General features: G+C 37.9%; 19 protein-coding genes. 8 read left to right on the top strand and 11 right to left on the bottom strand.

Translation table 11 applies throughout. The features are described from left to right. Positions 1–58 precede the first annotated feature (58 nt). On the bottom strand, positions 59–826 hold the full coding sequence (locus JM84_RS03115) for a TerB family tellurite resistance protein (protein WP_144782695.1): 768 nt from the start codon (positions 824–826) through the stop codon (positions 59–61). Between the two features lie 199 nt (positions 827–1,025). On the opposite strand from JM84_RS03115, the gene JM84_RS03110 reads away from it, so the two are divergent. Then, the gene (locus JM84_RS03110) at positions 1,026–1,439 is read left to right on the top strand and encodes a BrxA/BrxB family bacilliredoxin (RefSeq protein ID WP_108877581.1); all 414 of its coding nucleotides are present in this window, start codon (positions 1,026–1,028) and stop codon (positions 1,437–1,439) included. Between the two features lie 203 nt (positions 1,440–1,642). Further along, positions 1,643–2,302 carry an HD domain-containing protein gene (locus JM84_RS03105; RefSeq protein WP_144782694.1) on the top strand — a complete coding sequence of 220 codons (660 nt, stop codon included), beginning with the start codon at positions 1,643–1,645 and terminating at the stop codon, positions 2,300–2,302. Positions 2,303–2,388: 86 nt separating this feature from the next. Here the strand turns inward: JM84_RS03105 and JM84_RS03100 are convergent, their stop codons facing one another. Both JM84_RS03100 and JM84_RS03095 read right to left on the bottom strand, forming a co-directional pair. After that, positions 2,389–4,425 (bottom strand): alpha/beta hydrolase family protein, encoded by a 2,037-nt coding sequence (locus JM84_RS03100; protein WP_144782692.1) that lies wholly within the window; start codon positions 4,423–4,425, stop codon positions 2,389–2,391. A gap of 164 nt (positions 4,426–4,589) precedes the next feature. Then, positions 4,590–8,291 carry a carboxypeptidase-like regulatory domain-containing protein gene (locus JM84_RS03095; RefSeq protein WP_013750527.1) on the bottom strand — a complete coding sequence of 1,234 codons (3,702 nt, stop codon included), beginning with the start codon at positions 8,289–8,291 and terminating at the stop codon, positions 4,590–4,592. A 371-nt stretch (positions 8,292–8,662) separates the two neighbouring features. Here JM84_RS03095 and JM84_RS03090 point away from each other — a divergent pair, with 371 nt between their 5' ends. Then, positions 8,663–10,075: a Gfo/Idh/MocA family protein gene (locus JM84_RS03090; RefSeq protein ID WP_013750528.1), complete on the top strand. Its 1,413-nt coding sequence runs from the start codon at positions 8,663–8,665 to the stop codon at positions 10,073–10,075. 72 nt (positions 10,076–10,147) lie between these two features. On the opposite strand, the gene JM84_RS03085 is transcribed toward JM84_RS03090, so the two are convergent. The 6 genes from JM84_RS03085 to JM84_RS03060 form a co-directional block, all read right to left on the bottom strand. Continuing rightward, complete coding sequence (locus JM84_RS03085; RefSeq protein WP_013750529.1) at positions 10,148–10,918, bottom strand: enoyl-CoA hydratase/isomerase family protein; 771 nt, start codon at positions 10,916–10,918, stop codon at positions 10,148–10,150. A 63-nt stretch (positions 10,919–10,981) separates the two neighbouring features. Then, positions 10,982–12,430 carry a sensor histidine kinase gene (locus JM84_RS03080; protein WP_013750530.1) on the bottom strand — a complete coding sequence of 483 codons (1,449 nt, stop codon included), beginning with the start codon at positions 12,428–12,430 and terminating at the stop codon, positions 10,982–10,984. Further along, on the bottom strand, positions 12,430–12,981 hold the full coding sequence (locus JM84_RS03075) for a CopD family protein (protein WP_144782690.1): 552 nt from the start codon (positions 12,979–12,981) through the stop codon (positions 12,430–12,432). The genes JM84_RS03080 and JM84_RS03075 overlap by 1 nt, the downstream gene beginning before the upstream one ends. 81 nt (positions 12,982–13,062) lie before the next feature. Continuing rightward, a complete protein-coding gene (locus JM84_RS03070; protein ID WP_144782688.1) occupies positions 13,063–16,170 on the bottom strand; it encodes a WD40/YVTN/BNR-like repeat-containing protein in 3,108 nt (1,035 codons plus the stop codon). Positions 16,171–16,405: 235 nt separating this feature from the next. Beyond that, positions 16,406–17,005, bottom strand: a complete 600-nt coding sequence (locus JM84_RS03065) for a hypothetical protein (protein WP_013750533.1) — start codon at positions 17,003–17,005, stop codon at positions 16,406–16,408. Between the two features lie 165 nt (positions 17,006–17,170). Beyond that, positions 17,171–18,553 (bottom strand): MATE family efflux transporter, encoded by a 1,383-nt coding sequence (locus JM84_RS03060; RefSeq protein WP_013750534.1) that lies wholly within the window; start codon positions 18,551–18,553, stop codon positions 17,171–17,173. A gap of 158 nt (positions 18,554–18,711) precedes the next feature. On the opposite strand from JM84_RS03060, the gene JM84_RS03055 reads away from it, so the two are divergent. Further along, the gene (locus tag JM84_RS03055; protein ID WP_013750535.1) at positions 18,712–19,122 is read left to right on the top strand and encodes a hypothetical protein; all 411 of its coding nucleotides are present in this window, start codon (positions 18,712–18,714) and stop codon (positions 19,120–19,122) included. Between the two features lie 56 nt (positions 19,123–19,178). Here JM84_RS03055 and hemH read toward each other — a convergent pair whose 3' ends face one another. Both hemH and JM84_RS03045 read right to left on the bottom strand, forming a co-directional pair. Further along, positions 19,179–20,219: a ferrochelatase gene (hemH, locus tag JM84_RS03050; protein ID WP_013750536.1), complete on the bottom strand. Its 1,041-nt coding sequence runs from the start codon at positions 20,217–20,219 to the stop codon at positions 19,179–19,181. 121 nt (positions 20,220–20,340) lie between these two features. Beyond that, positions 20,341–21,231 carry a helix-turn-helix transcriptional regulator gene (locus JM84_RS03045; RefSeq protein ID WP_144782686.1) on the bottom strand — a complete coding sequence of 297 codons (891 nt, stop codon included), beginning with the start codon at positions 21,229–21,231 and terminating at the stop codon, positions 20,341–20,343. Between the two features lie 210 nt (positions 21,232–21,441). Here JM84_RS03045 and hemA point away from each other — a divergent pair, with 210 nt between their 5' ends. From hemA to hemE, 4 genes are all read left to right on the top strand, one after another. Next, on the top strand, positions 21,442–22,686 hold the full coding sequence (gene hemA, locus JM84_RS03040; RefSeq protein ID WP_013750538.1) for a glutamyl-tRNA reductase: 1,245 nt from the start codon (positions 21,442–21,444) through the stop codon (positions 22,684–22,686). Then, complete coding sequence (hemC, locus tag JM84_RS03035; protein WP_108877568.1) at positions 22,679–23,593, top strand: hydroxymethylbilane synthase; 915 nt, start codon at positions 22,679–22,681, stop codon at positions 23,591–23,593. The genes hemA and hemC overlap by 8 nt, the downstream gene beginning before the upstream one ends. Beyond that, positions 23,590–24,270, top strand: coding sequence for a uroporphyrinogen-III synthase (locus JM84_RS03030; protein ID WP_144782684.1), 681 nt, complete (start codon positions 23,590–23,592; stop codon positions 24,268–24,270). Before hemC ends, JM84_RS03030 begins: the two co-directional genes overlap by 4 nt. Positions 24,271–24,370: 100 nt before the next feature. Further along, complete coding sequence (gene hemE / locus JM84_RS03025; RefSeq protein WP_035334967.1) at positions 24,371–25,399, top strand: uroporphyrinogen decarboxylase; 1,029 nt, start codon at positions 24,371–24,373, stop codon at positions 25,397–25,399. The last annotated feature ends 6 nt before the right edge of the window (positions 25,400–25,405 follow it).

Raw genomic sequence — 25,405 nt, 5'->3', positions numbered from 1 at the left:
AGTCAGTGCTTTACACAATGTATCTTAAAGAAATAGTAAGGTTATACTAAGAAAGACGTTAAATACCGCGTTCTTTTTGAATCTGCTCGTAAGCTTCTTGCACGTTTCTAAACTTCTCCTCGGCACCCTTGCGGTAGGCTTCATCCATATCCATAAGTTTATCTGGGTGATATTTTTTGGCCATGGTTCTAAATGCTTTCTTCACCTCATCATTACTAGCAGATTTTTCTATTTCGAGTATTTTATAGGCACTGTCTGCTTTCTTAACAAACATATTTTTGATACTCTCAAAATCTTGATGGTTGATTCTAAAATATCCCGCAATTGTACCCAGGACATTAACCTCTGGCTGACTTATTTGCCCATCTGCTCCTGCGATGCCAAATAAGAAGTGTAAAATCTGTAATCGCACCTCATAACGTGTTCTTGCATTAAGGTATGTACATATATTTGATGCCGAAATCTCACGATTTTTAATCACATCATTAAAAGTTCTAAAGGTTGCATTTGCACGCTCCTTTCCATATGCTCTCACAAAGTAGGCTCTAGCATAGTCCAGCTCTGTCTGGCTTATTTTTCCATCTGCCTTAATCACGATAGATGCGAGTGAAAGCAAGTTAAGTTCAAAATCGCCAGGTGAAACATTCTGCTGTGTGGCTTGCTCAAAAACATCTTTAAAGCGTTGCCCACGAGATCCACCTTCGGATGCTCCCTTATTTGTACTCATCATCATGTCTATCGCACTACCGATAAAGTAGCCTATGACAGCGCCAAAAAACCCACGTGCCAAAAACCAACCTACTACGGCTCCTATATATTTAATCATATGTACTTTTCAATCTTTTAGAACTGCAAATCTACGAGTTCTTAAGATTAGACGAGAGCAAATTCTGTTTGTTACGCTTTTGTGCCATAGTTACAGCTTGTTATAAAAGCGGTAGGAAATAATTGTAAGAATCTGCCATATTTTCCGTCATACAAAGGAGGAACACTTTTTGTACCTTTGTTATCAAAATATATTGATTATGTATCCACCAGATTTAGTAAAACCTATGCGTGAAGACCTTACCAGAAATGGCTTCACAGAATTACATACAACAGACGATGTACACGCTGCAATGAAAAAAGAAGGAACAACTCTTATGGTTGTAAATTCTGTTTGTGGTTGTGCTGCTCGTAATGCACGTCCAGCTGCTGTACATGCTACAGTAAACGGGAAAACGCCAGACAACTTATTTACTGTGTTTGCAGGAGTAGACGGCGAGGCAACAGATCTTGCTCGTTCTTTTATGGTACCATTTCCTCCATCAAGCCCTTCTATGGCGCTTTTTAAAGATGGCGAATTAGTACATATGTTAGAGCGTCACCACATTGAAGGTAGACCTGCAGAAATGATTGCAGAAAACCTTATGGATGCTTTTAACGAGCACGTAAAGTAGTCTGTAGACTTTAGTCGCTAGACGGCAATAAAAAATAAGCCACTCTTTTTAGGGTGGTTTTTTTATGCGTATGCATTTTGTTTTCAGTGCGCTTTCGCGAAAAAGTAACAATTCAAACTGCATAGTTTTGCCATAAGTAACCTTGTAGGTATGAATCAAACTGCCGACATTTGAGATTATAATCTATCCTATTCCTTCTAAAGATGACACACGAACACCAAGAACTCATAGACAACACCATCACCTTTGTAAAAACCACCCTTGCAAATGCCGAAGGTGGTCATGACTGGTTTCATATAGAACGGGTGTATAAAAGCGCCGTAAAGATAGCTCAAGGAGAAAAGGTAGATCCTCTCGTTGTAGCGCTTGGCGCGTTATTACATGACATTGCAGATTCGAAATTTTTTAATGGTGATGAAACTATTGCTCCTAAAATGGCAACAGAGTTTTTGTTAAACCAAAACTGCGATAGTACCGTGATTGAGCATGTCGTACAGATTATAAAAAACATCTCTTTTAAAGGAGGAAATAAAGCGCAAGCGTTTACATCTCCAGAGCTTGATGTAGTACAAGATGCAGATAGACTAGACGCAATAGGAGCCATAGGGATTGCACGTACCTTTAACTACGGTGGGTTTAAAAACAGAAAACTCTATGATCCAGCAATAGCACCTCAGCTAGCTATGACAGTAGAGGAGTATAAAAAAAGTACCGCTCCTACCATCAATCACTTTTACGAAAAGCTGCTACTATTAAAAGATAGAATGAACACAAAAACTGGTAAGAAAATGGCAGAGAAACGCCACCATTATATGGAAGGCTTCCTAGCCCAATTTTATGCCGAATGGGAAGGATTAAAATAGCAGATTACACCTCATTAAAAACCCTGAATGTCAAATGACATTCAGGGTTTTTTTATTCAAATTTTCGCGAAAGCGTAAAATATAATCTACTTTTTAAGAGCAACAACTTCTTCTTGTTTTAAGTGCTCTGCAAAAAAGCCCATCATTGCTTTATACAATTCTAGCGTGTTTTCTTCTTTCCCAAAACCGTGACCCTCGTCATACTTCACCATGTATGGCACCTCGACTCCGCGAGCTCTTAACTGCTCCACAATTTGATCTGCCTCGTCTATATTTACTCGAGGATCATTTGCTCCTTGCACCACAAATAGTGGCTTTACAATCTTGTCCACATGCAAGGCTGGAGAAATCTCATCCATGATTTTCTTCTCATCTGGCTTGTTAGGGTTGTACCAGATGGTATGCAACATATCACGATACTTCTCCCAGTACGCCGGGATAGTTTCCATAAAAGTATGCAAGTTACTTACACCCACATAATCTACACCACAGGCATATTTTTCTGGAGTTTTAGTCATTCCGCGTAGTACGGCATATCCACCGTGACTTGCACCATAAATGGCAACTTTATCTTTGTCAATCTGTCCAAGGGAAATTGCATAATCAACACCGTCTTCTACATCATCCATCGCTTTACGCCCTATTTGCCCAAAACCAGAGGTGTAAAACTCCTTACCGTATCCGCCAGAAATTCTAAAGTTTACGGCTAGCGTAGCATATCCACGGCTAGCAAATAATTGTGCTTCTGGGTTAAAGCCCCAGCTATCACGTATTCCTTGCGGTCCTCCATGCGGATTTACAATCATAGGTACTTTTTGACCTTCTTTTACCCCATTAGGCATGGTAAGATACCCGTGTAAAGTAATCCCATCACGACTCTTAAAAGTAATAGGAGTCATTGCAGCCATATCTTGCTCCTCAAGCTGAGGAAGAATTTTATACAGCAACGTTACCGTATTCTCCTCCACGTCATAGAGATGATACTCACCTATAATGCGATCGCTCGTTACCACAACCATCATTTTACTCTCATCATCTGTGCGTCCTACCACATAAAAATCTTTATCGCCAAAATCTTTCTGCAAACGCTTTTGCACCTTTTTATAAGTATCACTTACAGGTACGATAACTGCTTTCTCACCATTGTGCGAAAAATAATCAATCTCGTAGTTACGCTTTCGCGAAAGCGTAATTCCGCTCACATCATACGTCTCATCCTTGTACATCGTTGCCAGCACCTTATTTGCTCGCAAGTCATAACGCTGAATCTCGATTTTATCTGTCTCAAGATTAGAAACCACATAAGCCGCATCTGGATTATCTGACGCATAATCAAAACGACTGATACCAAAAGTTTCACCAAAAGGGACTTCCATTATTTTTACAAACTCATCATCAATATTGTAAAGCAACTCCATGTCTACCCCATTGATGATTCTTGAGATTGCACGTAGGTTTCCGTACTTGTCAAAATCATATCCTGCTACCGGTGCATCTCCCTCATGTACGGTATACAACTTCTCGATAGCGCCCGTGTTAATGTTTAGTTTGTAAGGCTCCTCCTGTGCAGGATTGTCCTTGTTCATCTGCACGATAACGTGATCTTTATCTTCTTTAAGAACAGCTAGTACGGCTACGCGTACCTCATCAAAAGGTGTTAACTCCTCATTACCGCTACCGTCTAGATTTACTCCAAAGAGATGGTAGTTTTCATTACCTCCTTTATCTTGTGAGTACACAATGCGATCTTCACTTGCCCAGAAGTAGCTACGTATTAAATCTTCCTGCTGTTCTACAAGCTTAACTTCAGTTTGTGTACTTGTGTTTTTAAGAAATAAATCTCTTTTTCCATCTGCTCTACGCTTCATGTACGACAAGTACTTTCCATCTGGTGAAAGTTTAAACGCATATGCTTCTGGCGTCTGGAAGTAATCTTCTACTTTATATTTAAAATCCCCATCTTCTTGAGCAATGAGCTTTGCAAGCGACTCATTTGATGATGGCAATGTTGTATTTCCTGGAAGTGTTTTTTCTGTTTTCATTAATTGTAATGGATAGTCAGTACCTAGCTGTGTGTAGGTTCCTGAGATGTTATCATTTGTAATAATCCCAAGATACCTCATTTTTAAATTTACACTTGTTATAGAAATCTTATTTTCTTCATGTGTGGCGCTGACTGCTCCTTTCTTATAAGCTTTTTTATAGTTCCTCTATTGCGCTTTCGCGAAAGCGTATACCATAATAACGTATAAATTACTTAAAGAAAATAAGCATTTATAATAGCAATCTACATTGTGATTTTTTGAACTGTGTATTTTTGATCTAACTGAGAGATAGGTATAATCAAGATTTGTTCTTGCTCATCAATACCGCCATAGTTCGATTGTATCGTCATCTTTACGAAGAGAGGTACTCTTGACTTCTTAAAAGTGTTATTTGTGATATTTATAATCCACTCACCTTTATTAGAGTCATCATCAATTATAAATTCCTTTGATAACAAACCATTAGTGATAACATCAGATTTATCTGGTGTACTTAAATTTTGTGACCAATTGTAGAATTTTTTTGCAGGGTTTACAAACTGTAAATCAAACTCCATTTGAGGGTCATTCCATTCAATTAAAATCCTTTTATCAATTAATTGTACCGTCTCATAAAATGCCGAAGGCACTTCATCATAATTTATACGATCTTTATTTTTAGTAAGAAGATGTCTTAATTCTGTGTCAGCTATCTTAATGAGTTCTGGAGAAATATTATAAGTGGTAGAATCTGCAGAGAGTATCCTTTTGAGAGTTTCAAAACTCTTAACAAATTTACCTTCTCTTTTATACGACTGTGTAATATCGAGGTGTGACTGCGACTCTTCTGGAGCTAATTCTAAAACACGCTCATGTATTTTTAAAGCTTGTTTATATAAATTCTGTTCTTCTAAAAAAAAAGCAAGCGACCTTAACACCCTTGTATTACTGTCTGCTATGTCTAAAATTGTTGTTAATCCTCTAACTGCTTGATTTTTATCTAGTGGTTCTAAAACCCTATAATAAGCTATATAGTTGTTTACATCTAAAGGATCTTCGTCAATTTTATTCAAAAACTGCTGCTGCAATGTTTTTAGATTTTCCGTAGTTGCTGCATTGTATATTCCAGTCTTTCTAGACGACGAAAATATTTTTGCACCTTCTTGATAATCATTATTTTTTGCGAGTGCACTTTGTGATTCTTTAGTATCTATAAACTCTCCACCCATAGTTGTAATTTCTATAACTCCGTTTCGTCCTAGCGCACCATACTTATTGGTTCCCGCTAGTGTAGACTTAAATGTTATATTTTCAATTCTATTTAAATCAAGAAATGTAGGAGGTGTTTGAGTCAACACTCCATCTACAGCAAATAGAATCTCATCACCTTGTAGAATTGATGATCGCTTTCTAGTATGATAGGTTGCTTGATCACCTTCTCCTTTAACGAGAATAGTAAGAAAACGTCCTCTTATTAGGTCTGCTAGAAATGAAAAACCACCTGGATTAAAGTCTTCCTTATCTATCGATTGATATCCTATCCCGGATCTATCTTTTTGGGCAAGTCTCTTTTCCTTATCAGTTAGGTTTTTATCTTTCTTTTGTTTTGCCTCACCAGTAAGAGCTACTTCATTTAATATCTCATACTGAGATTCTAGTTCCACTTTTAAGAACGAGTTATCTAAAATAATGGTTTCCTTTGCCTTAGTGTCTTTATACTCAAAACTTAAAATAGCACCCTCTTGAGTAGTGATTACAAACTCACCATTACTATCTGTTATCACCTCATTAAGAGATCCCTTTTGAATAACATAGCATCCATAAACAGGTTTGTTATTTAATAAAACTTTTCCTCTAACTTCAATTTTTTTATCAACACCTATCACCTTGTCAGAAAGTTTTTTCTCAAAACTATTTATTGAGTTAGAATAGTCTAATTGAGAAAGGTTTCCTTCATAATCATTCCCTTTTACTAAGGCGCTATTTGCTTCTTTATTTACTATTGTATTGATTATGATTGCTCCATTGCTGGCTGCAGATCCATATTTAAAGTATGCCATATCACCTGGCATTACATATATGCTAGAAATAGAGCTAGCGTCGAGATATAGTGGCAATGATGTAAAAGGAATATCATCTACAATAAAATATCCTATTGGATTAACATTAGTTATAAATTGAGCAAATCGACCAGTTCCTTTTACCGTTAATCCCGGAACAATTTTTAAAACATCTGCTACATACTTTGCTCCTGAAGGAAAATCCTCTTTTGACAATATACCATAAGCTTCTTCAACAGAAGATTGCTTATTCTTATTTACAGCACCACTACCCGTTAATACCACCTCATTGAGAACATCAAATGATTTAGTTAACCTTATCGAGAGATCTCTTATATTGTCCTCAACAACTACTTGTTTTGAGTCCATACCTAGGAATTCAAAATTTAATACATCCCCTTGTTTAGCAGAGATTTTAAAACGCCCACTACGATCTGTTCTAACCTCCTTAAAAGTATTATTAATACTTACTAAAACTCCCGAAAGTGGTTGTTCATCAAAGTACACGGTTCCTGATATCGTATTATTATCATTTTCCGAAATCTCAATAGTCTCAATAAATACACCGTCAGATGTATTCAGTAAACTTTTGGCTTCTTTTATTTTTCTATTGTACAATGGTATATACTTGCCCTCATTATATTGAGCCCATTCATTGAGAACTATGTGATTAGCACTCTGAGTACTGCTTACAACTATAAAATCTCCGGATGTATATATAGGATCAAAACTACCCAAATTAACCAGCCCATCAGAAAATAAAAAGGTCACATCAGAATTTTGAGGTGTTTCTGCCAATTCACTAACATCTGTATTACCAAAATATGATTGATTCGCTAAAAACCGATATACGTCTTCCTGTGATGACCCGTAATTAAAAGATTTTTTATCATTTATTGTATTACTAAAAATAATTACATCAACCTCTGCAGGGTTGACATCACCTAAGTACGCTTTTAAGAGTTTTATTTCCTTATCTAAGGATCGATCCATCATTGACCTAGATACATCCCAAAGAATAGATACACGATTCACCTTGGTGTTAGTAATCTCAGAATTATTTTGAAGTGATGGCTTTGCTAGTATAGATAAATCTACACCATTTGAAACTTGTTTGACCCAACCATCTTGACTGACCGACCTTAAAAAAGATCGTTTTGAATTAAGACTTTGGGAGATTGCAAGACCTAACTCTTCACCATAAACTTCTAAGAGCTCTATGCTTAGCACAATGTCCTGACTTACAACAATATTAGCTGGTATCAAATCTATAGTTTCAATACCACTCCTGGAAGAAATAGTATGGTAGATAGGCTTAGACAGAAATTGCTCTCTTGGGAATCCTTTATCGTAATTATAAATATTCACACGTATTTTTATACTGTCGGAAATATTTTCAACAACATTGAAGCTAACCTTTGATAATTTATGCCTTCCTTTTGGAATCTTAATGAAACTAGCTATTTCACCTCCTAATCCCTCTTTATCTTTCCAGTAGGCCAATAATTCATTAGTCCGTTGTTTAGATCCAAAGCGCTCTGCTTTTCCCCATTTTGAAGTCAGCATCACTTCATCTAAACCATAGACATCTTTAACGAGTTCAATAGTGTTATCTTTTTGAAATTTACTGACCAATTCTTCAAAAGAATAGCTCTGTGTTTTATAACCTACAACTGAAAATTGGATGACATCGCTATCTATAATTTTACTTTCATCAAATTGCAAGGACATGAAACCATCTTTATTAGTTACGGTTCCTATTGCTTTATCCACAAAACCCGCATTTACATATGGAATACCTAAACGAGTATCGCTGTCAATAATATTAGCCTCTATAGTTATTACATACTGAGCACTACATAGAGAACTAAAAAAAAGGATGATTAGAAAAGTAAATTGTTTCATAAAAGTGATTTTTGATTGATTGAGATATTTTAACAAAAAGGATGCCAAAACCGCAATAAATTTACATTTAATTGCTCATTATCTTTGCTTTACATATAATTGGCATGATATAATTGATCTTAGCAGACACCCACATATCAAACATATAATCTCAAAAAATAATTAGTTTACACCAAGTGAACTTTCCTATTCACATAATTATTCAAAATACAATTTAACCAACACTGCCAGCGGTATACCACTCACAAAGAATATTTATACTTTTTAAATTATGTATATTTTGTACGCTTTCGCGAAAGCGTAATCCACTTACTTAAACTTTAGATTGAGTTGATTTTAATATCTTTAAGAATCAAAAACAATCAATCCTTATGAAACGTCGTTCCTTTCTTCAAAAAAGTGCTGCAGCTAGTGCAGCTTTTACTATCGTTCCTAGCTTTGTGCTAGGCGGAAATCATGTGCCTCCCTCAGATACTTTATATATAGGAGCAATAGGTGTAGGTGGTCGTGGCGGCGGCGTGGTGAATGATCTTACAAACTATGGTAAAGTGAAGTTTGTGGCAATGTGCGACGTAGATGATAAGATGGGTGCCGCGAGCTATGCCATGCACCCAAAAGCCAAAACGTATAGAGACTTTAGAAAGTTATACGATAATCATATAAAGGAAATAGATGCGATAATGGTAGGAACACCAGATCATACGCATGCTACCATCGCATTACCTTTTATGCGTGAGAATAAACATGCATATGTAGAGAAGCCTCTTACACATAATATTTACGAAGCTCGTTTAATGGCAACCGTGGCACGACAGCAAGGAATTGTAACCCAGATGGGAAACCAAGGAGCTTCTGGTGATGGGATTAGAGTAGCCCAGGAGTGGATTAACTCCGGAGTTATAGGTACAGTTTCTCGTGTAGATTGCTGGACTAATCGACCGGTGTGGCCACAAGGATTTAAACACATAACAGAAGGGCATCCAGTACCAAAAAATCTAGATTGGGATTTGTGGTTAGGGCCTGCTTCATACCGTGCTTATAATGAGAATTACCTGCCATTTAAGTGGAGAGGTTTTTGGGATTTTGGTACAGGAGCCATGGGAGATATGGGTTGTCACATTATGGAAACGCCATTCAAAGCCTTAAATCTAGGCTTCCCTTATGAAGCCGAAGCTAGTTGTACGAGCATCTGGTCTGGAGATTTTGTGGAGGCAGATTACAGAGAGGCTTGCCCACCAAGTTCTATTGTAAGATTAAAGTTTGACTCACCTACTCAGGGTGACGTGGGGTTAAACTGGTATGATGGTGGAATTATGCCAGATTTACCTAGCGAATTAGGAGAAGGAGAGAAGCCAGGTGATGGCGGTGGTGGTAGCATTTTTTACGGTAGCGATGGGATTATGGTTACAGACACCTATAGTGCAAACCCGCGTTTGCTTCCTAGCGAGCGTATGAAAGATATGACCGCAGTGTCGCAAACAATCAAAAGAGTGACCACTGGTCATGCTGGAGAGTGGATTGAGGCGTGTATTAATGGTGGCGCTACATCATCACCATTTTCTTATGGAGGACCTCTTACAGAGGCTGTACTTATGGGCAATCTCGCTATTAAAGCTTTCCAATACAAAGAATTGAAAGAAGGTAAAAAATCAGGAGACTGGGATCCATATAACTACCCTGGTCGTCGTACGATTAAGTGGGACGGAGATAATATGCGTGTAACTAATTATGAGGAAGCAAATGCATGGGTGAAGCGTGACTACCGTAAGGGATGGGAGTTGTAATTATTTTATTTAAAAGCACAAAAAAATCCGCAATCATACGATTGCGGATTTTTTTATAAGTCCATTCCGTTATTAAAATTCAGCCTTTCTCTTCTCGAGAAATGCCGTTGTTCCTTCTATAAACTGGTCAGTTCCAAAACAACCGCCAAATTCTTCAATTTCTGTATCATATCCATCTACACCGTCTTCAAATCCTGCATTTACTGCATTAATTGCCGCTGCGATTGCCATAGGTGAGTTACGCATGATTTTACCTCCTAGTTTTTCTGCGAGTGGCAACAATTCTTCTTGTGCTACGATATGGTTGATAAGACCGTACTCTAATGCTGTGTTTGCATCTATCATTCCTGCAGTCATAATCATCTCCATGGCACGTCCTTTACCTACTAGTTGTGGTAAACGTTGTGTACCACCATATCCTGGGATTACTCCTAAACTTACTTCTGGAAGCCCCATGCGTGCATTATCACTTGCAATTCTAAAATGTGCCGCCATCGCAAGTTCTAGTCCGCCACCTAGAGCAAAACCATTAATTGCAGCGATAACTGGAGTTCCCATATCTGCTACATAATCAAATAGAATTTCTTGGCCTTTACGAGCAAGTTCTGCTCCTTCAGATTCTGAGAAATTTGCAAACTCGGAGATATCTGCACCTGCTACAAAAGCTTTTTCGCCAGAACCAGTTATGATTGTAACGCGTACGGTTGCATCTTCTTCCGCTTTCGCGAAAGCGTTATGAAGTTCTTCAATAGTCTCTTTGTTTAAAGCATTGAGCTTAGAAGGACGATTGATTGTAATTGTAGTAATACCGTTTTCTGTAGTTGAAAGAATATTATTGTACATAGTACTATGTTGGTTTTTAATATTGGTTCTTATATAGCCGTAATAGCCACGATTTAAAACTTCTTATTTTGGGAAAACAACCTTAAACACAGTTCCTTTTCCTTCTTGAGAAGTAAAGGTAATACTTCCATTATAGGTCTCCATAATATTTTTTACCATTGCGAGCCCTAGCCCCATTCCGCTAGATTTGGTTGTGAATTTAGGCTCAAAGATTTTTACTTCATTCTCTGCCGAAATTCCTATTCCGTTATCTGTTACAGTAATCTCAACCTCTTTTTCTAGTTCTTGTACAGCTACAATAATATTAGGATGCTCTGTAGTCTTAGTTGCTTGTACTGCATTTTTAACCAGGTTTGTAACCACGCGAATCAGTTGCGTCCTGTCAAAATTTGCATATAACTCTTCCTTTTCACTAGAAAAATAGATGTAACGTTCATTAAATATATCTACAGAAAGCTTTACTATGTTAGGTACATTGAGAATCTCACTTTGCTGTGCAGGCATATCTGCAAAGTTTGAAAATGCACTCGCGATACTACTCATGGTATCAATTTGCTGAATAAGAGTCTTACTATATTCCTTTATTTTATCGTGTACTTCTGGATCTTCTGGGTCAAAACGGCGTTCAAAACTCTGTACAGAGAGTCGCATAGGCGTAAGTGGATTTTTAATCTCATGTGCTACCTGCTTTGCCATCTCTCTCCAGGCCGCCTCACGCTCATTCTGGGCAAGCTGCACGGCACTTCCTTCTAGCTCGTCAATCATACGATTATAAGCATTCACCAATGTAGTGAGCTCAGATGGTAGCGCAATAGTGTCTATCTTCTCGTTGCGTTTGTCTAGTTGAGTAGCTTTAATATTATCTTCTACCGTTTTTAAAGTTTTAGTAATATACTTAGCTAAGAAATAAGCTAGCAAAATAGCCGTAAACACCATCAATATGTTAACAATAACAAGACGCCATAAAATCTCTCGAAGCTCTTTATTAATAAAGGCTTCACTATCTTCATACTGTATCTCAAGTATGGCAAGTGGCTTATATTTTGGGTCGTTTATATATGAGTAAGAAAGCTGCTGTGATACTTCTCCATCTAGCTGATTTACATATCTCTTTTCTTCAGATTCTTCTAAGTTTTGAAGTGTCTCAAGACACAATTTCTTTTGCTGCGGACTATCAAATAATTGATCTGTAGATGATATTAAAGGTTCTCCTTCTAGATCGTACATGGTGATATTCTCTCCTTGAATACTCGCAATTTCATATATTTTTTCTTTAAAAATATATGGGATTTTTTCGGTTTTGAGTTCGTAGCTGGTATTATCTAAGACGAAATCTATCGTCTTTCTTATGGAAGACTCTTTACGCTCTAATCGCTCCTCATTATAATCTCTTATTTGCTCTTTATATTGAAAATAAGTAACTCCTGCTATCATTAAAAAGGCAATCAATACCAGCGTGAGCATCGAGGTAAAGATTTTTGTTCCTAGTGAGGTACGATTAAAAGTGAGCATTAAGCATTTGGGTTTTTGTCTTGTATTTTCTTATACAATTTAATGCCTAACATCAACAATACTGCCAAACCTACTAGGCCTAGCATTCCAAAAATCCAATTGGTTGTGCTTTTTGTAACTGCAAGGAAAACCACTGCAAATAAGATAAGCGTTGCGCCTTCATTCCACAGTCTCATCTGGCCGGATGAGTATTTAAAAACTCCCTCTTGTAAACTTCTATGGATACGCCAACTTTTCCAATGATATAAAAATAGGAGTACTATGAATGCGAGTTTAATATGCATCCACGGAGCGCTAAAAAGACCGGGGTTTATATAAAACATCAAGCTCCCAAAAATCACAGTGAGCACCATAGAAGGGCCCGTAATTATCTTCCAAAGGCGGTGCGCCATTAAGCCAAGTTGCTTGCCTAGTATTTCTTTATCTGGTGACGGTTTTTCACTAGCTTCTATCTGATATACAAAAAGACGCGGCATGTAAAAAAGTCCCGCAAACCAGGTGACTACAAAGATGATGTGTAGGGATTTGAAATAAGTGTAGTATTCTGCCATAATGGTAAAGATACGAAGCAAAATAAAACAATAAAGGCGCAGAATTTCTTCTGCGCCTTTCAAATAATAAAATTACTTTACCTACTCCTTTGCATCCTCCACAAAAAGGTAATCTAACTTCAAGCTATTAAACTCGTCATTAAACTTAGTTACCTCTGCATCTAGCATTGTGTCAAATGCATCAAGCTGTGTATTGATTGCTGCCGTAAGTTCATTTTTCACAGCAATATCTTGATCTGTAGGTCCAAAATCTCCCATACCCACAAGACTGTTTAAATGCCCTAGCTTATTTGTTAACTTAATAGGGAAGTTGAGTGGATCTTGTCCTGAGCGATTCTTTGTTTGATATAATTCTTTCTCAATTTTACCAAACTCTTCCTGCATTGTTTTTGCTTTCTCACGCAAATCTGCAGTACGTTCATCGTCTTTGTATTGTGTGGTAAACGACTTGAGCTGATTATTAATTTTCTTAATCTTTTTGATGCTTTGGTGCGCTCTGTCTACAGATTTATTTACATCAGAAATAAAGTCGTGTTGCTTTTGCATATCTGCCACTGTAGCTTCTGCATTAGGATTTGCAACTATTTCAAAAGTTTCTGTTTGCACCTCTCCATTTACATTAAGTGACACCTTATAATTCCCAGGAACTGCTTTAGGTCCATCGAGACTTGCCCACCATAGTATCATTTTATCAAGCTTTTCGGCGCCGTCTGTACGGGTGTTCCAAGCAAACATATTCCCACCTTTCTTAGCTTTCAGCTTTTCACCTTTTTTCTTAGCTCCTGTGCTAAACGACTTGAGCGTATCGCCCGCCATCGTCATATAAGATAACGTTACAGTATCTTTCTTAGCATCAAAATCTTTCAAGTTGAAGTAAGTCATTACACCACCTGGATGATTAGTTCCAGCTGTAAGGCTTGATTTTCCGCCGTTTCCGCCCATTCTGTAGGTTGGTTTTGGCTTAAATAATTTGTTTGTTCCAGCTTTCGCGAAAGCGGACTGATGCAACATCCCAAGGTCATCTATAATCCAAAGGCTACGCCCCTGCGTTGCTACAATGAGGTTATCATCCTTAATAGTAAGGTCTGTAATAGGAACGATAGGTAAGTTAAGTTGGAACGATTTCCAGTTTTTACCATCGTCAAAACTGATGTACATACCCGTTTCTGTACCGGCGTATAATAACCCTTTTTGCTTAGGATCCTCACGCACTACACGCGTAAAATGCTCTGCAGGAATACCATTTGTGATTTTTTTCCACGACTTTCCGTAATCTGTAGTTTTATATAAATAAGGGGCAAAATCACCTAGTTTATAACGTGTTCCTGCCACGTAAGCTGTTCCTTCTTCAAAGGCAGATGGCTCTACGCTGTTTATCATCATATTTTCTGGCATCCCTTTAGGCGTTACGTTTTCCCAAGATTGCCCTCCATTACGAGTTACATGTACGAGACCATCGTCACTACCTACATATAACAGTCCTTCCTTCATAGGAGACTCTGCTGCTGCAAATATGGTACAGTAGTACTCCACAGAGGTATTATCTTGTGTGATAGGTCCTCCAGAAGATTTCATTTTTTCTGGATCGTTAGTCGTAAGATCACCACTTATTACTTCCCAGCTTTGACCTTCATTTTCACTCACGTGCACACTCTGTGAGAATGTGTACAATCTCTTAGGATTGTGCTTTGAGAAAATAATAGGGAAATTCCACTGGAAGCGGTATTTCATATCCTCCACACCGTGACCCATTGGGTTATCTGGCCATACAGATACGCTACGTACCGTGTTTTTCTCGTGGTTTACACGCGTTAAGAATCCGTCGTAACTTCCTCCATACACAATCTCATTATTTTCTGGATCTACAGCTATATGTGCAGACTCACCACCAGCGGTACTCTCCCAGTCATTTTCTGTAATGCTACCACCTTCTGTACGGTGCGGAATGCGTATCGTGCTGTTATCTTGCTGCGCTACATAAATTCTGTACGGAAATGCATTATCTGTAGTCACACGGTAAAACTGAGCTGTAGGCTGATTCATATATGTACTCCAAGAGCGACCACCATCATAAGACACTTGTGCGCCACCGTCATCACCTATAATCATACGGTTAGGATCTTCTGGAGCTATCCATAAATCATGGTGATCTCCGTGTGGTGCGTTATGCGTACTAAAAGTTTTACCTCCATCTGTAGATTTGTGGTAACGCACATTTAAAACATACACTGTATTTTCATCCTTAGTATCTGCATATAGACGTGTGTAATACCAAGCACGCTGGCGCAATTTGCGCTCATCGTTTATTTTTTTCCAAGTTGTTCCTGCATCTGTAGATGTGTATAAACCACCTTCTTCTTGGTTTTCTACCATTGCATACAGTCGGTTACTATTTGCTGGAGAAACTGTGATTCCCATAATCCCTAGTATACCTTCGGCAAAACCATCGTTTGTAGAAATCTCTTTCCAAGTCTCACCGCTGTCTGTACTTTTCCACACAGCAGATCCTTCTCCCCCAGAACTTAAACTATAAGGTGTTCTGCGGGCATTCCAAGTTATTGCATATAACACACGTGGGTTGTTTGGATCAATAATTAAATCTACAACTCCACTATCTGCATTTGAAAATAAGGTTCTTTTCCAAGTCTTCCCTCCGTCTGTACTTTTGTAAACACCGCGCTCTTGCGTAGGTTTATAGATATTACCTAAAACACCAGCATATACAATATCAGAATTTGTAGGATGCACGCGTATTCTCGGTACGTGACGGCTTTCTTTAAGACCCGACTGTATCCATGTTTTTCCTGCATCTTCAGACTTCCAGATTCCGTATCCCGAAGATACGTTCCCTCTTAGTGTTTTCTCACCACCACCTACGTAGATAACGTTTGGGTCGCTTTTTGAAACCTCAACAGCCCCTATACTTCCTCCAAAAAATCCATCAGAAATATTTTCCCATTCTTTTCCTCCATCATTTGTGCGCCAAACGCCGCCACCAGTGCTTCCCATATAAAATAAATCGGGCTGACCTGGTACTCCAGTAACTGCAGCACTACGCCCACCACGGAAGGGACCAATAAGTCGGTATTCTAGTGCTTCATACGAAGTCTCATCTGGGGTTTGTGCAAAGGTGTCAAGTGATATCGCAAAGCATAACGCCAGGAATAGGTAGCATAATTTTGTCTTCATTTTGATTGTGTTGGTTTTAGCTAAGAAAATTACACAATTCTCTATGAAGTAAGAAGCTAGGATGAATTTTTAACGCTTTCGCGAAAAACTGATTAATCTAAGACCTTGGTCCTGATACTAAGGTCATGTTAATTTCTATAATTTTATTTTTCTAACTAAAAAAAATGATATTTATATCAAAAAGATAATTGAAAAGCAAAAGAATAAGTGGGAGCGAAAAATCTTTTGAATTAAACTATGATTTCATTTCAATAAAATCTTTGAGAAATTCTATCTCATTTAATTCTCTGTTAGGTGTTTTTTTAAGTTTTTTGAGAAGGATTGCATTATCTTTTACTAACTTTTTCAAAAACTTCTTACTTAAAATACTTAATTTTCCAGTATTCATATCTAGAATGCCATTGTATTCGTAGGTGTTACCATTCCCAATATTATAACCTCTATAAATAGCATATTCGTTACTTAAAAAAGTTAATTCAAAATAATTAACATAATTAAAAAAAAGATAATTCTCTCGAGGTATATATACTTTACCATTCTTGCAGACTGCAAAAAGAGATTTATGCTTTTTACCCAAACGAGACTTTTCTTTTTTTGAATTAAATACAAATTTTGCAGCTGGTATTCTTAGAGTTTTCCACAAAGCCAATTTGACTTTTACAGTGTCTCTTTTAAATTCTCCTAAAATTGGCAGACTAGGTTCATTTAATTTGAGTTCGGAGAATGTTTTGAACATACCTTCTTTCCATTCCCTGTTTACATAGCCAGGGTTCTGTGCAATTGTTATTAGTGGTAGCAAAAAAAGAAAGCATAGAGTAACAAGTAAATTTCTCATAATTTAATCTAGTAAGTTTACAAGCAATACAGATATTATAATATTTCAAGACCTTTGCGCTAATTTACAGAGTTTGTTTAGCTATGACAACGATCTGCAATGTTATAATTGAACTTTCACGACCCACCCATCTCGAACAGAGAAATTCTGGCAGTAAGCGTAACATCAATTAGTTACTACAACTAGATTTTTCTTCACATCTCTCCTCAGATAATAACCCGTAACCACTGTAGATAGTACATCTGCAATAGGAAATGCAATCCAAACGCCAAAAACCCCTAAGTAACTAGGTAATATCAATACAAGCGGAATTAAGAAAAAACCTTGTTTTGTAAGACTGAGCAATAGCGCAGGAACAGCCTTACCAATCGCTTGAAAATAGACAGCACCTATTAATTGAATCACAATTACCGGAGTGGCAGCAAAAACCCATCTTAAGGCATCTGGTGTGCGATCCATAAGTATATTGTTATCTGCAATGGCCTGAGCATCTGCATGGCTATCACTTATAAACCACGAGACAAAGAAATCTGGAACCACCATAATAATGATAAAAATGGCGAGCGCTAATCCTCCTGCGTAAATGATAGATGTTTTTATGGTTTCTCGTACTCTGTCATATTGGTCTGCCCCATAATTATAACTAGCAATAGGCATAAAACCTTGTGTAACTCCTATCACAGGAAACAGTGCAAACATTAACATCCTGCTTATAATCCCATAACTTGCGACATCTAGGGCGTCTCCATAATTGATAAGGACATTATTAAGTAAAATAGTAAGCACAGATATCACTCCTTGACGTGCAAGGGTTACTGCGCTAAGTCCTGAAATTTCTGAAACGACTTTGCGTTTTAGCTTCAAACATTCGGCTACGATTCTTAGTTCGCTCTTGAAAATGAAAAACCAAACGATAAACGCAAAACAAATGGCATAGCTAACAAAAGTTGCCCAGGCGGCACCTTCCATCCCATAACCAAGGACATTTATGAGTACATAGTCCATCCCTATATTACCTATAGCAGGAAGAATCATGGCATACATGGCAAATTTGGGTTTACCCTCTGCTCGTATCACATTGTTACCCATCATACACATTGCGAGCATTACAATACCATAAAGGACAATGCGATAATAGGTAAGCGCCATATCTTTAAAGGAGTCATCTGCTCCAAAAAACTCAATGAGCGTATCTTGAAATACGAGCCCTAAAACGGCTAGAAGTCCAGACACCAGAAAAGTAAGGGTAATTTGGTTTCCGAAAACGCGTAGCGCCTTATCATCATCACCAGATCCTAGCGCTCTTGACAGTACAGAACTTCCTCCAATACCTACGGCTAAACCTATGGCTGCAATAAAAAAGGTGACCGGTATAACAACTGTAATCGCACTAATGGCAAGAGGACCTATCCACCTACCTACAAAGATGGTATCTACAATCATATTAAGCGACATCACAAGTATCCCTATAGATGCAGGAACGGCTTGCTTAACCAATAGTTTTGAAATGGGCTCTGTGCCTAATGCTGTAGAATTTTTATTTGCCAAGTTAATATTGCGTTTTAATACTAGTTGCTATGATACAATTAAGATATTATTTAGTCGGTAGTTACCTGTTAATCAAATATATAATGCTTAAATTACATGATATCCCTATTTAAACTGATGTTTTTCAATACATTGAAACCTCCCAAACAAGTGCAATTATGGATGATTTCTCACATACTAAGGATCTTTACTTTGCTACAATAGAGTTTTACAAAACCTACGTGGTCTGCAAAATGAATGAAGGAATCGTTCTAGATATCCCGAAAGCACTCGCTCTTCATGAACAATCTCGCTCTTTCTACAACGGTTTAAAATATGGATTCATATTTGACAGAACGATTGATTATACTATTGACCCTATTGTCTATATACAATGCCCTTATTATGCAGATATTAATGCAATGTTTATAGTTGCAGAAAAAAATGCTACAAAACAAATTGTACAGTTTGAGCAAAACTTCTCAAAGTACAAACTCACTGTTTTTAATACCCTCGAGGAGGCACAAAAAGAAATAAAGAAAGTGAAATTTGGTGAAAAATCACCACTCACAGAAGAACCGTTAGGTTAATTATATCAAGCAAAATTCACTTTCTATTACTTTAAATGATGTATTTGTAGCTTTTATTAAGCAATAGCTTTCCCACTTTCTACAAGTGCCCACTCATTTGCCCATTTGGCAATAAGCGCAGCCCAGTCATCACGATCGTTTATACAAGGAATGGTGTGAAAATCCTTTCCTCCAGCTTCGTGAAAAATTTCTTCACCCTCCATTGCAATTTCTTCTAGCGTCTCTAAGCAGTCAGACACAAAAGCTGGTGTAGCAATGGCCATTTTCTTAAATCCTTCTTTTCCCATACGCTCTACAGTGCGGTCTGTATATGGCTGTAACCATGGATCAAATCCTAAACGAGACTGGAAACTAGTAGAAAACTTTAAAGGCTCCCATCCTAGATATTCTCCTACCATTCGGGTAGTTTCATAGCACTGGTGTCTATAACAAAATTCATGCGCTGCAGACTCAGACATACAACATGAACCATCAATTTTACAGTGCACCTTAGTTACATCACTTTTACGTATGTGACGCTCAGGAACTCCGTGATATGAAAATAATACATGCTCATAATCTACACCTTCAAGACTCTCTGCAATAGAATCTCCTAATACTTTGATGTAATCTGCATCCTTGTAAAATGGTTTTACGTCAGTAATTTTCATCTTCGGAAAAAACTCAGATCTTAGCTCCTCTGCAAGTACGGTAATTGTTTCTGTGGTTGCCATGGCATAATGAGGGTAAAGCGGTAATAACATTACCTCATCTACTCCTTGATCATGCAATTTCTGAAGCCCTTCTTTGATAGATAAAGAACCATAGCGCATCGCAATCTCAACAGGAAGTTTAGTATGTTGTTGTACTTTTTTCTGAAGGCGCTGTGTAAGAACAATTAATGGTGATCCTTCGTCCCACCATATTTTACTATAAGCCTCTGCACTCTTCTTAGGACGTGTATTTAATATGATTCCTTTTACTAGCAATGCGCGTGCTGCATAAGGAACATCAATTACGCGTTCGTCCATTAAGAACTCGCCTAAATATTTTTTTACGTCTTTTGGATCTGTACTATCTGGTGATCCCAGATTTACCATTAAAACTCCTTTGTTCATTTATTCTCAGTTTTTCCTTAACAAAAATACAGTATATCAATCGTATCATCCTCATGTTATCTATAAGACTTTATGATACTGGTATTGTCTTTTTTATGCTTTCGCGAAAGCGTGATAACTTTTACCCTAAGCTCATTAAATATTTTTTTGGCGTAGTACCAAATTTCTTCTTGAATGCCGTAATAAAATGACTTGCTGTGCTATAGCCTACCTTTAGCCCTACTTCGTTCACATTGTGAGAGCCTGTCTCTAGCAACTGGCGTGCAACTTCCATCTTATAGTCAAACAGAAAACTAAACACAGAATCTCCATAAATTTGCTTAAAGCCTTCTTTGAGCTTATTAAGTGATAAGCCTATTTCATCTGATAGTTCGCTTAGAGTGGGTGGCGCGTCCATTCTCGCAATGATAATTTGCTTAGCACGTTTTATTTTTTGCACATTATCTTCATCTACAAGGAAAGGACATTGCTCAATATCTGCATCTGCTGGACGATTAAAATATAGACTAAGCAGCTCATAAGCCTTTCCCTTAAAATATAGTTTCTGGATAGAAGGATGCAGGCTGTAATTCATTAACTGATTAAGCACAATTGCCATACTGGGAGAAATACTACCGTCTTTATAGTATTTACGATCTTTATTTTCATCACTCAAAAAGTGAATGAAACTCGCTTCATTTGAAAATAAGTTGTGAAACTTTTTTATAGACATTAAGAGTGTAACGACCCAAGTTTCTGGTGCTAGCTCTAAATTCATAGGTAAATCTCGCTGAGGATTGTAGAGTAATAGTGAGTTTTCTTCCTGTATAGGCAGTTTATAAGCTCCATCATTAAAATTAAAAACAGCTGCCCCTTTCAAGCAAAAGTGAAACTGGATGTAACTACTATTTACCGTACGCTCAACTTGCTGTTTTTGAGCAGATTCATTATCAAATCTTAATATAAAAAAGCCATCTTCTATGAGGGTTTCATTAGTTAGGCTTTCAGCGTTGTTTTTTTGTGATACATCCATAGCAAAAGTAATTATTTTATTTAGAATCGCTCTAAATAAACAAAATAGCAAGGGCATCTACTTTACCGTAAACACTGTGCTTCATGTAAAATTACGTCTTCTATCGTTCATTTTACACCTTGTACGATATAAATGATACCGCTAGCGTTATTTTTTTAAGAAAGTGACTATTACTTTTGCGTCCCTGATAGTATCAGAGGAAATGAATATTTGCTTTTGAAAAGACAACGATTTTACGCCATAGGTATTAGTTACAAAAAAGCCGACGCAACCACGCGCGGTCATTTTGCAATATCTGAAACTGCTCAAGAGGCAATTCTAAAAGGTGCCAAAAATGAAGGAGTAACTGCTCTTACTGTTATTTCTACCTGCAACAGAACAGAGTTATACGGCTTTGCGCCAGACGCAATGACGCTCGTTAAAATTCTCTGCGAGCACACCCACGGAACCATAGAAGAGTTTCTAGACGTAGCATATTTACACAAAGGCGATGACGCGATTGCTCATCTCTTTAAAGTAGGGACTGGTCTTGATAGTCAGATTCTAGGTGACTTTGAAATCATTGGCCAACTCAAAATTGGTTTTAAGCGTGCTAAAAAATTACAGCTTATCAATCCATTTATGGAACGATTAGTAAATGCTGTTATCCAAGCAAGTAAACGTATTAAGAACGAGACAGAAATCTCAAGTGGTGCTACCTCAGTGAGCTTTGCCGCAGTACAATACATCATGGCCCGCGTGCCTTATGTCTCAGACAAGAATATCCTTCTTTTTGGAACTGGAAAAATAGGCCGTAATACTTGCGAGAATTTAGTAAAGCATACTAAAAATGAGCATATCACGCTTATTAATAGAACTAAAGAAAAGGCAGAAAAAATTGCAGGTAAATTTAATTTACTCGTAAAGGAATATGCAGATATACAAAGTGAGATTGCACAAACGGACATCCTTGTAGTTGCTACAGGTGCTCAGAAACCTACCATAAGTAAAGAATTACTACACAGTAAAAAGCCTTTACTTATTCTTGATCTCTCTATTCCTAAAAATGTGTCTAATGATGTAGAAGAGCTTGAGAATGTCACGCTCCTCCACTTAGACGAATTATCAAAAATGACAGACGCGACCTTAAAACGTCGCCAGGGTTATATTCCTCAAGCAGAAGCAATCATTGCAGAAATTACAGACGAGTTTAATGTGTGGTTACAAACTAGAAAGTTTGCTCCTACCATGAAAGCTCTCAAAGTGAGACTTCAAGAAGTACAAGCTGCAGAGATTGAAAATGTACGTAAGAAAACGCCAGATTTTAGTGAGGCGAGTGCAACGGCTATGAGTGACAAGATTATTCAAAAAATTACAAATCAGTTTGCTCACCATTTACGCAACGCAAACGGATCTACAGATCAAAGTATAGCACTTATACAATCTATATTTCAACTCGAAAACGACAATGAGTAAAACCATACGAATTGGTACTCGAGATAGCGAGCTAGCACTCTGGCAAGCTAAAACCGTGCAATCACAACTAGAAGCAAACGGATACAAAACTGAACTTGTACCGGTAAAATCTACTGGAGATCTTATCTTAGATAAGCCACTCTACGAGCTAGGAATCACAGGCATTTTTACAAAAACGCTAGATGTTGCAATGCTTAACGGCACCGTCGATATTGCTGTACACAGCATGAAAGATGTTCCAACCGCCTTACCTATAGGGATTGTCCAAGCCGCAGTTCTCAAAAGAGCTGCAACCGAAGATATTCTTGTACATAAAGGAGCACCAGACTACAAACAACCTTGCACAATTGCTACGGGAAGTTTAAGAAGACAGGCTCAATGGCTCAATAGATACCCTAACCATCAGACTACAGATTTACGTGGTAATGTAAATACACGACTTCAAAAACTAGAGGATAGTGACTGGACTGGTGCCATATTTGCAAAGGCTGGTTTAGAACGTATTGAGGTACTTCCAGAAAATTATGAAGTACTAGACTGGATGCTTCCTGCACCAGCACAAGGAGCCATGCTCATTGTCGCGATGGAAGAGGATCAGTTTTGTCTAGAAGCATGCGCTACACTAAACCACAAGCCTACGGCTTTGTGTACTTATATAGAACGTGAGTTTTTAAAAACTCTTGAAGGCGGTTGTACCGCTCCTATAGGAGCTCTCGCAGAAGAAATAGGTGACGACATACGATTTAGAGGGGTATTATTTTCTCTCGATGGTGCCACAAAAATTGAAGTAGAGCAGGTTGTTTCAAAAGCAAATGCTGTTGGTTTTGGAACAGATTGTGCCCTTGATATTCTTGATGATGGCGGACGAGAGTTGATGAAGGAGATTAAGAGTAATTTAAAAAAATGACCGTACTATCCACAAAAAAATTAAAGCCTAACCAACGAGAGCTACTTCTCAATGCAGGTTTACAATTTGTGGAATATGATGCGATACGCACACAAGAGGTTGCTTTTACGCTTTCGCGAAAGCTTAAAAATGTAATCATCACTAGTCAAAATGGAGTACGCGCTTTACTTAATAATCTTTCTAGTGAGCAATTAGAAAGTATAAAAAGTTGTTTTACTGTTGGCACAAAAACAACAGCGCTTTTAGCCGAAAATGGCATAAAAGTGACAAAAACAGCTCAAAATGGAGAAGAACTGGCTCATTTTATAGTCGAAAACCATAAAAACGAATCGTTCACTTACTTTTGCGGGAGACAGCGCAGAGATGAGTTACCTACATTACTCAAAGAAAATAATGTAGCGTGTGAAGAGGTGGTGGTTTACGAAACACAGCAAATAACACAGTCTTTTGACCGTACATTTGATGGTATATTATTTTTTAGTCCGAGTGGTGTGAACGCTTTCGCGAAAGCGAACAAAAACGCACCAGCAATAGACAGCCCAGCGTTTTGCATAGGTGAGACCACTGCAACAACGGCAAGATTACATTTTAAAAAAGTAATCGTGTCTAATGCAACAAGCATAGAAAGCACGATTGCAAAGGCGGTGAAAACATTGAAAGAAGAATCTAGAACATAAGCGTCTAGAAAAACATAAAATTGTCCCCTCGAGCGCAGTCGAGAGGTTCATTATAAGAGTACAATTAAGTTCTCGACTGCGCTCGAACAGACCTAGAGATATGAGCATAAAAAACGACCTATTTTTAAGAGCACTTAAAGGAGAAACTGTAGACCGTCCACCAGTATGGATGATGCGTCAGGCTGGAAGATACCTTCCAGAATTTATGGAAATCAAAGCAAAGTATGACTTCTTTACACGCTGCCAGACTCCTGAGCTTGCGAGTGAGATTACCGTACAACCTATACGTCGTTATGGGATGGATGCTGCTATTTTATTTTCTGACATCTTAGTGATCCCTCAGGCAATGAATATTGATGTAGAAATGAAGCCTAATGTAGGACCGTGGTTGCCTAACCCTATACGATCTGCAAAGGATGTGGAGCAAGTAATTGTCCCAGATATCGATGAGACTCTAGGCTATGTGATGGATGCCATTAAGATGACTAAGGAAAAACTCAATGACGAGATTCCGCTTATAGGTTTTGCAGGTTCACCGTGGACGATACTTTGTTACTGTGTACAAGGTCAAGGGTCAAAAAACTTTGACAAAGCAAAGGAATTTTGTTTTACACAACCACTAGCCGCGCACGCTTTACTTCAAAAAATCACAGATACTACCATTGCTTATCTTAAGAAAAAGGTAGAGGCTGGAGTGAATGCAGTACAAGTTTTTGATAGCTGGGGAGGAATGCTCTCACCGGTAGATTATCAAGAATTCTCGTGGCAATACATACAGCAAATTATAGATGCACTTAAAGATGAGGCTCCCGTAATTGCCTTTGGAAAAGGATGCTGGTTTGCACTTGATAAAATGGCAAAGTCTGGAGCATCTGCACTAGGTGTAGACTGGACGTGCTCTGCACGCAACGCTCGCTACCTTACTGGTGGTAATATCACGCTGCAAGGTAACTTTGACCCTACTCGATTATTCTCACCTCCTAGCGAGATCAAGAGAATGGTGCACGAGATGATTAATGAATTTGGCAAAGACAAGTACATTGTAAATCTTGGTCACGGTATTTTACCTAACATTCCTATAGAAAATGCAGGCGCATTTATAGAAGCAGTAAAAGAGTACAAAGCATAATGAACG

This window comes from Dokdonia sp. Hel_I_63, from assembly GCF_007827285.1.
Taxonomy (GTDB): Bacteria; Bacteroidota; Bacteroidia; order Flavobacteriales; family Flavobacteriaceae; genus Dokdonia.
Note: the sequence above shows the minus strand (reverse complement) of the source record. Positions and strands in the feature narration are given on the sequence as shown.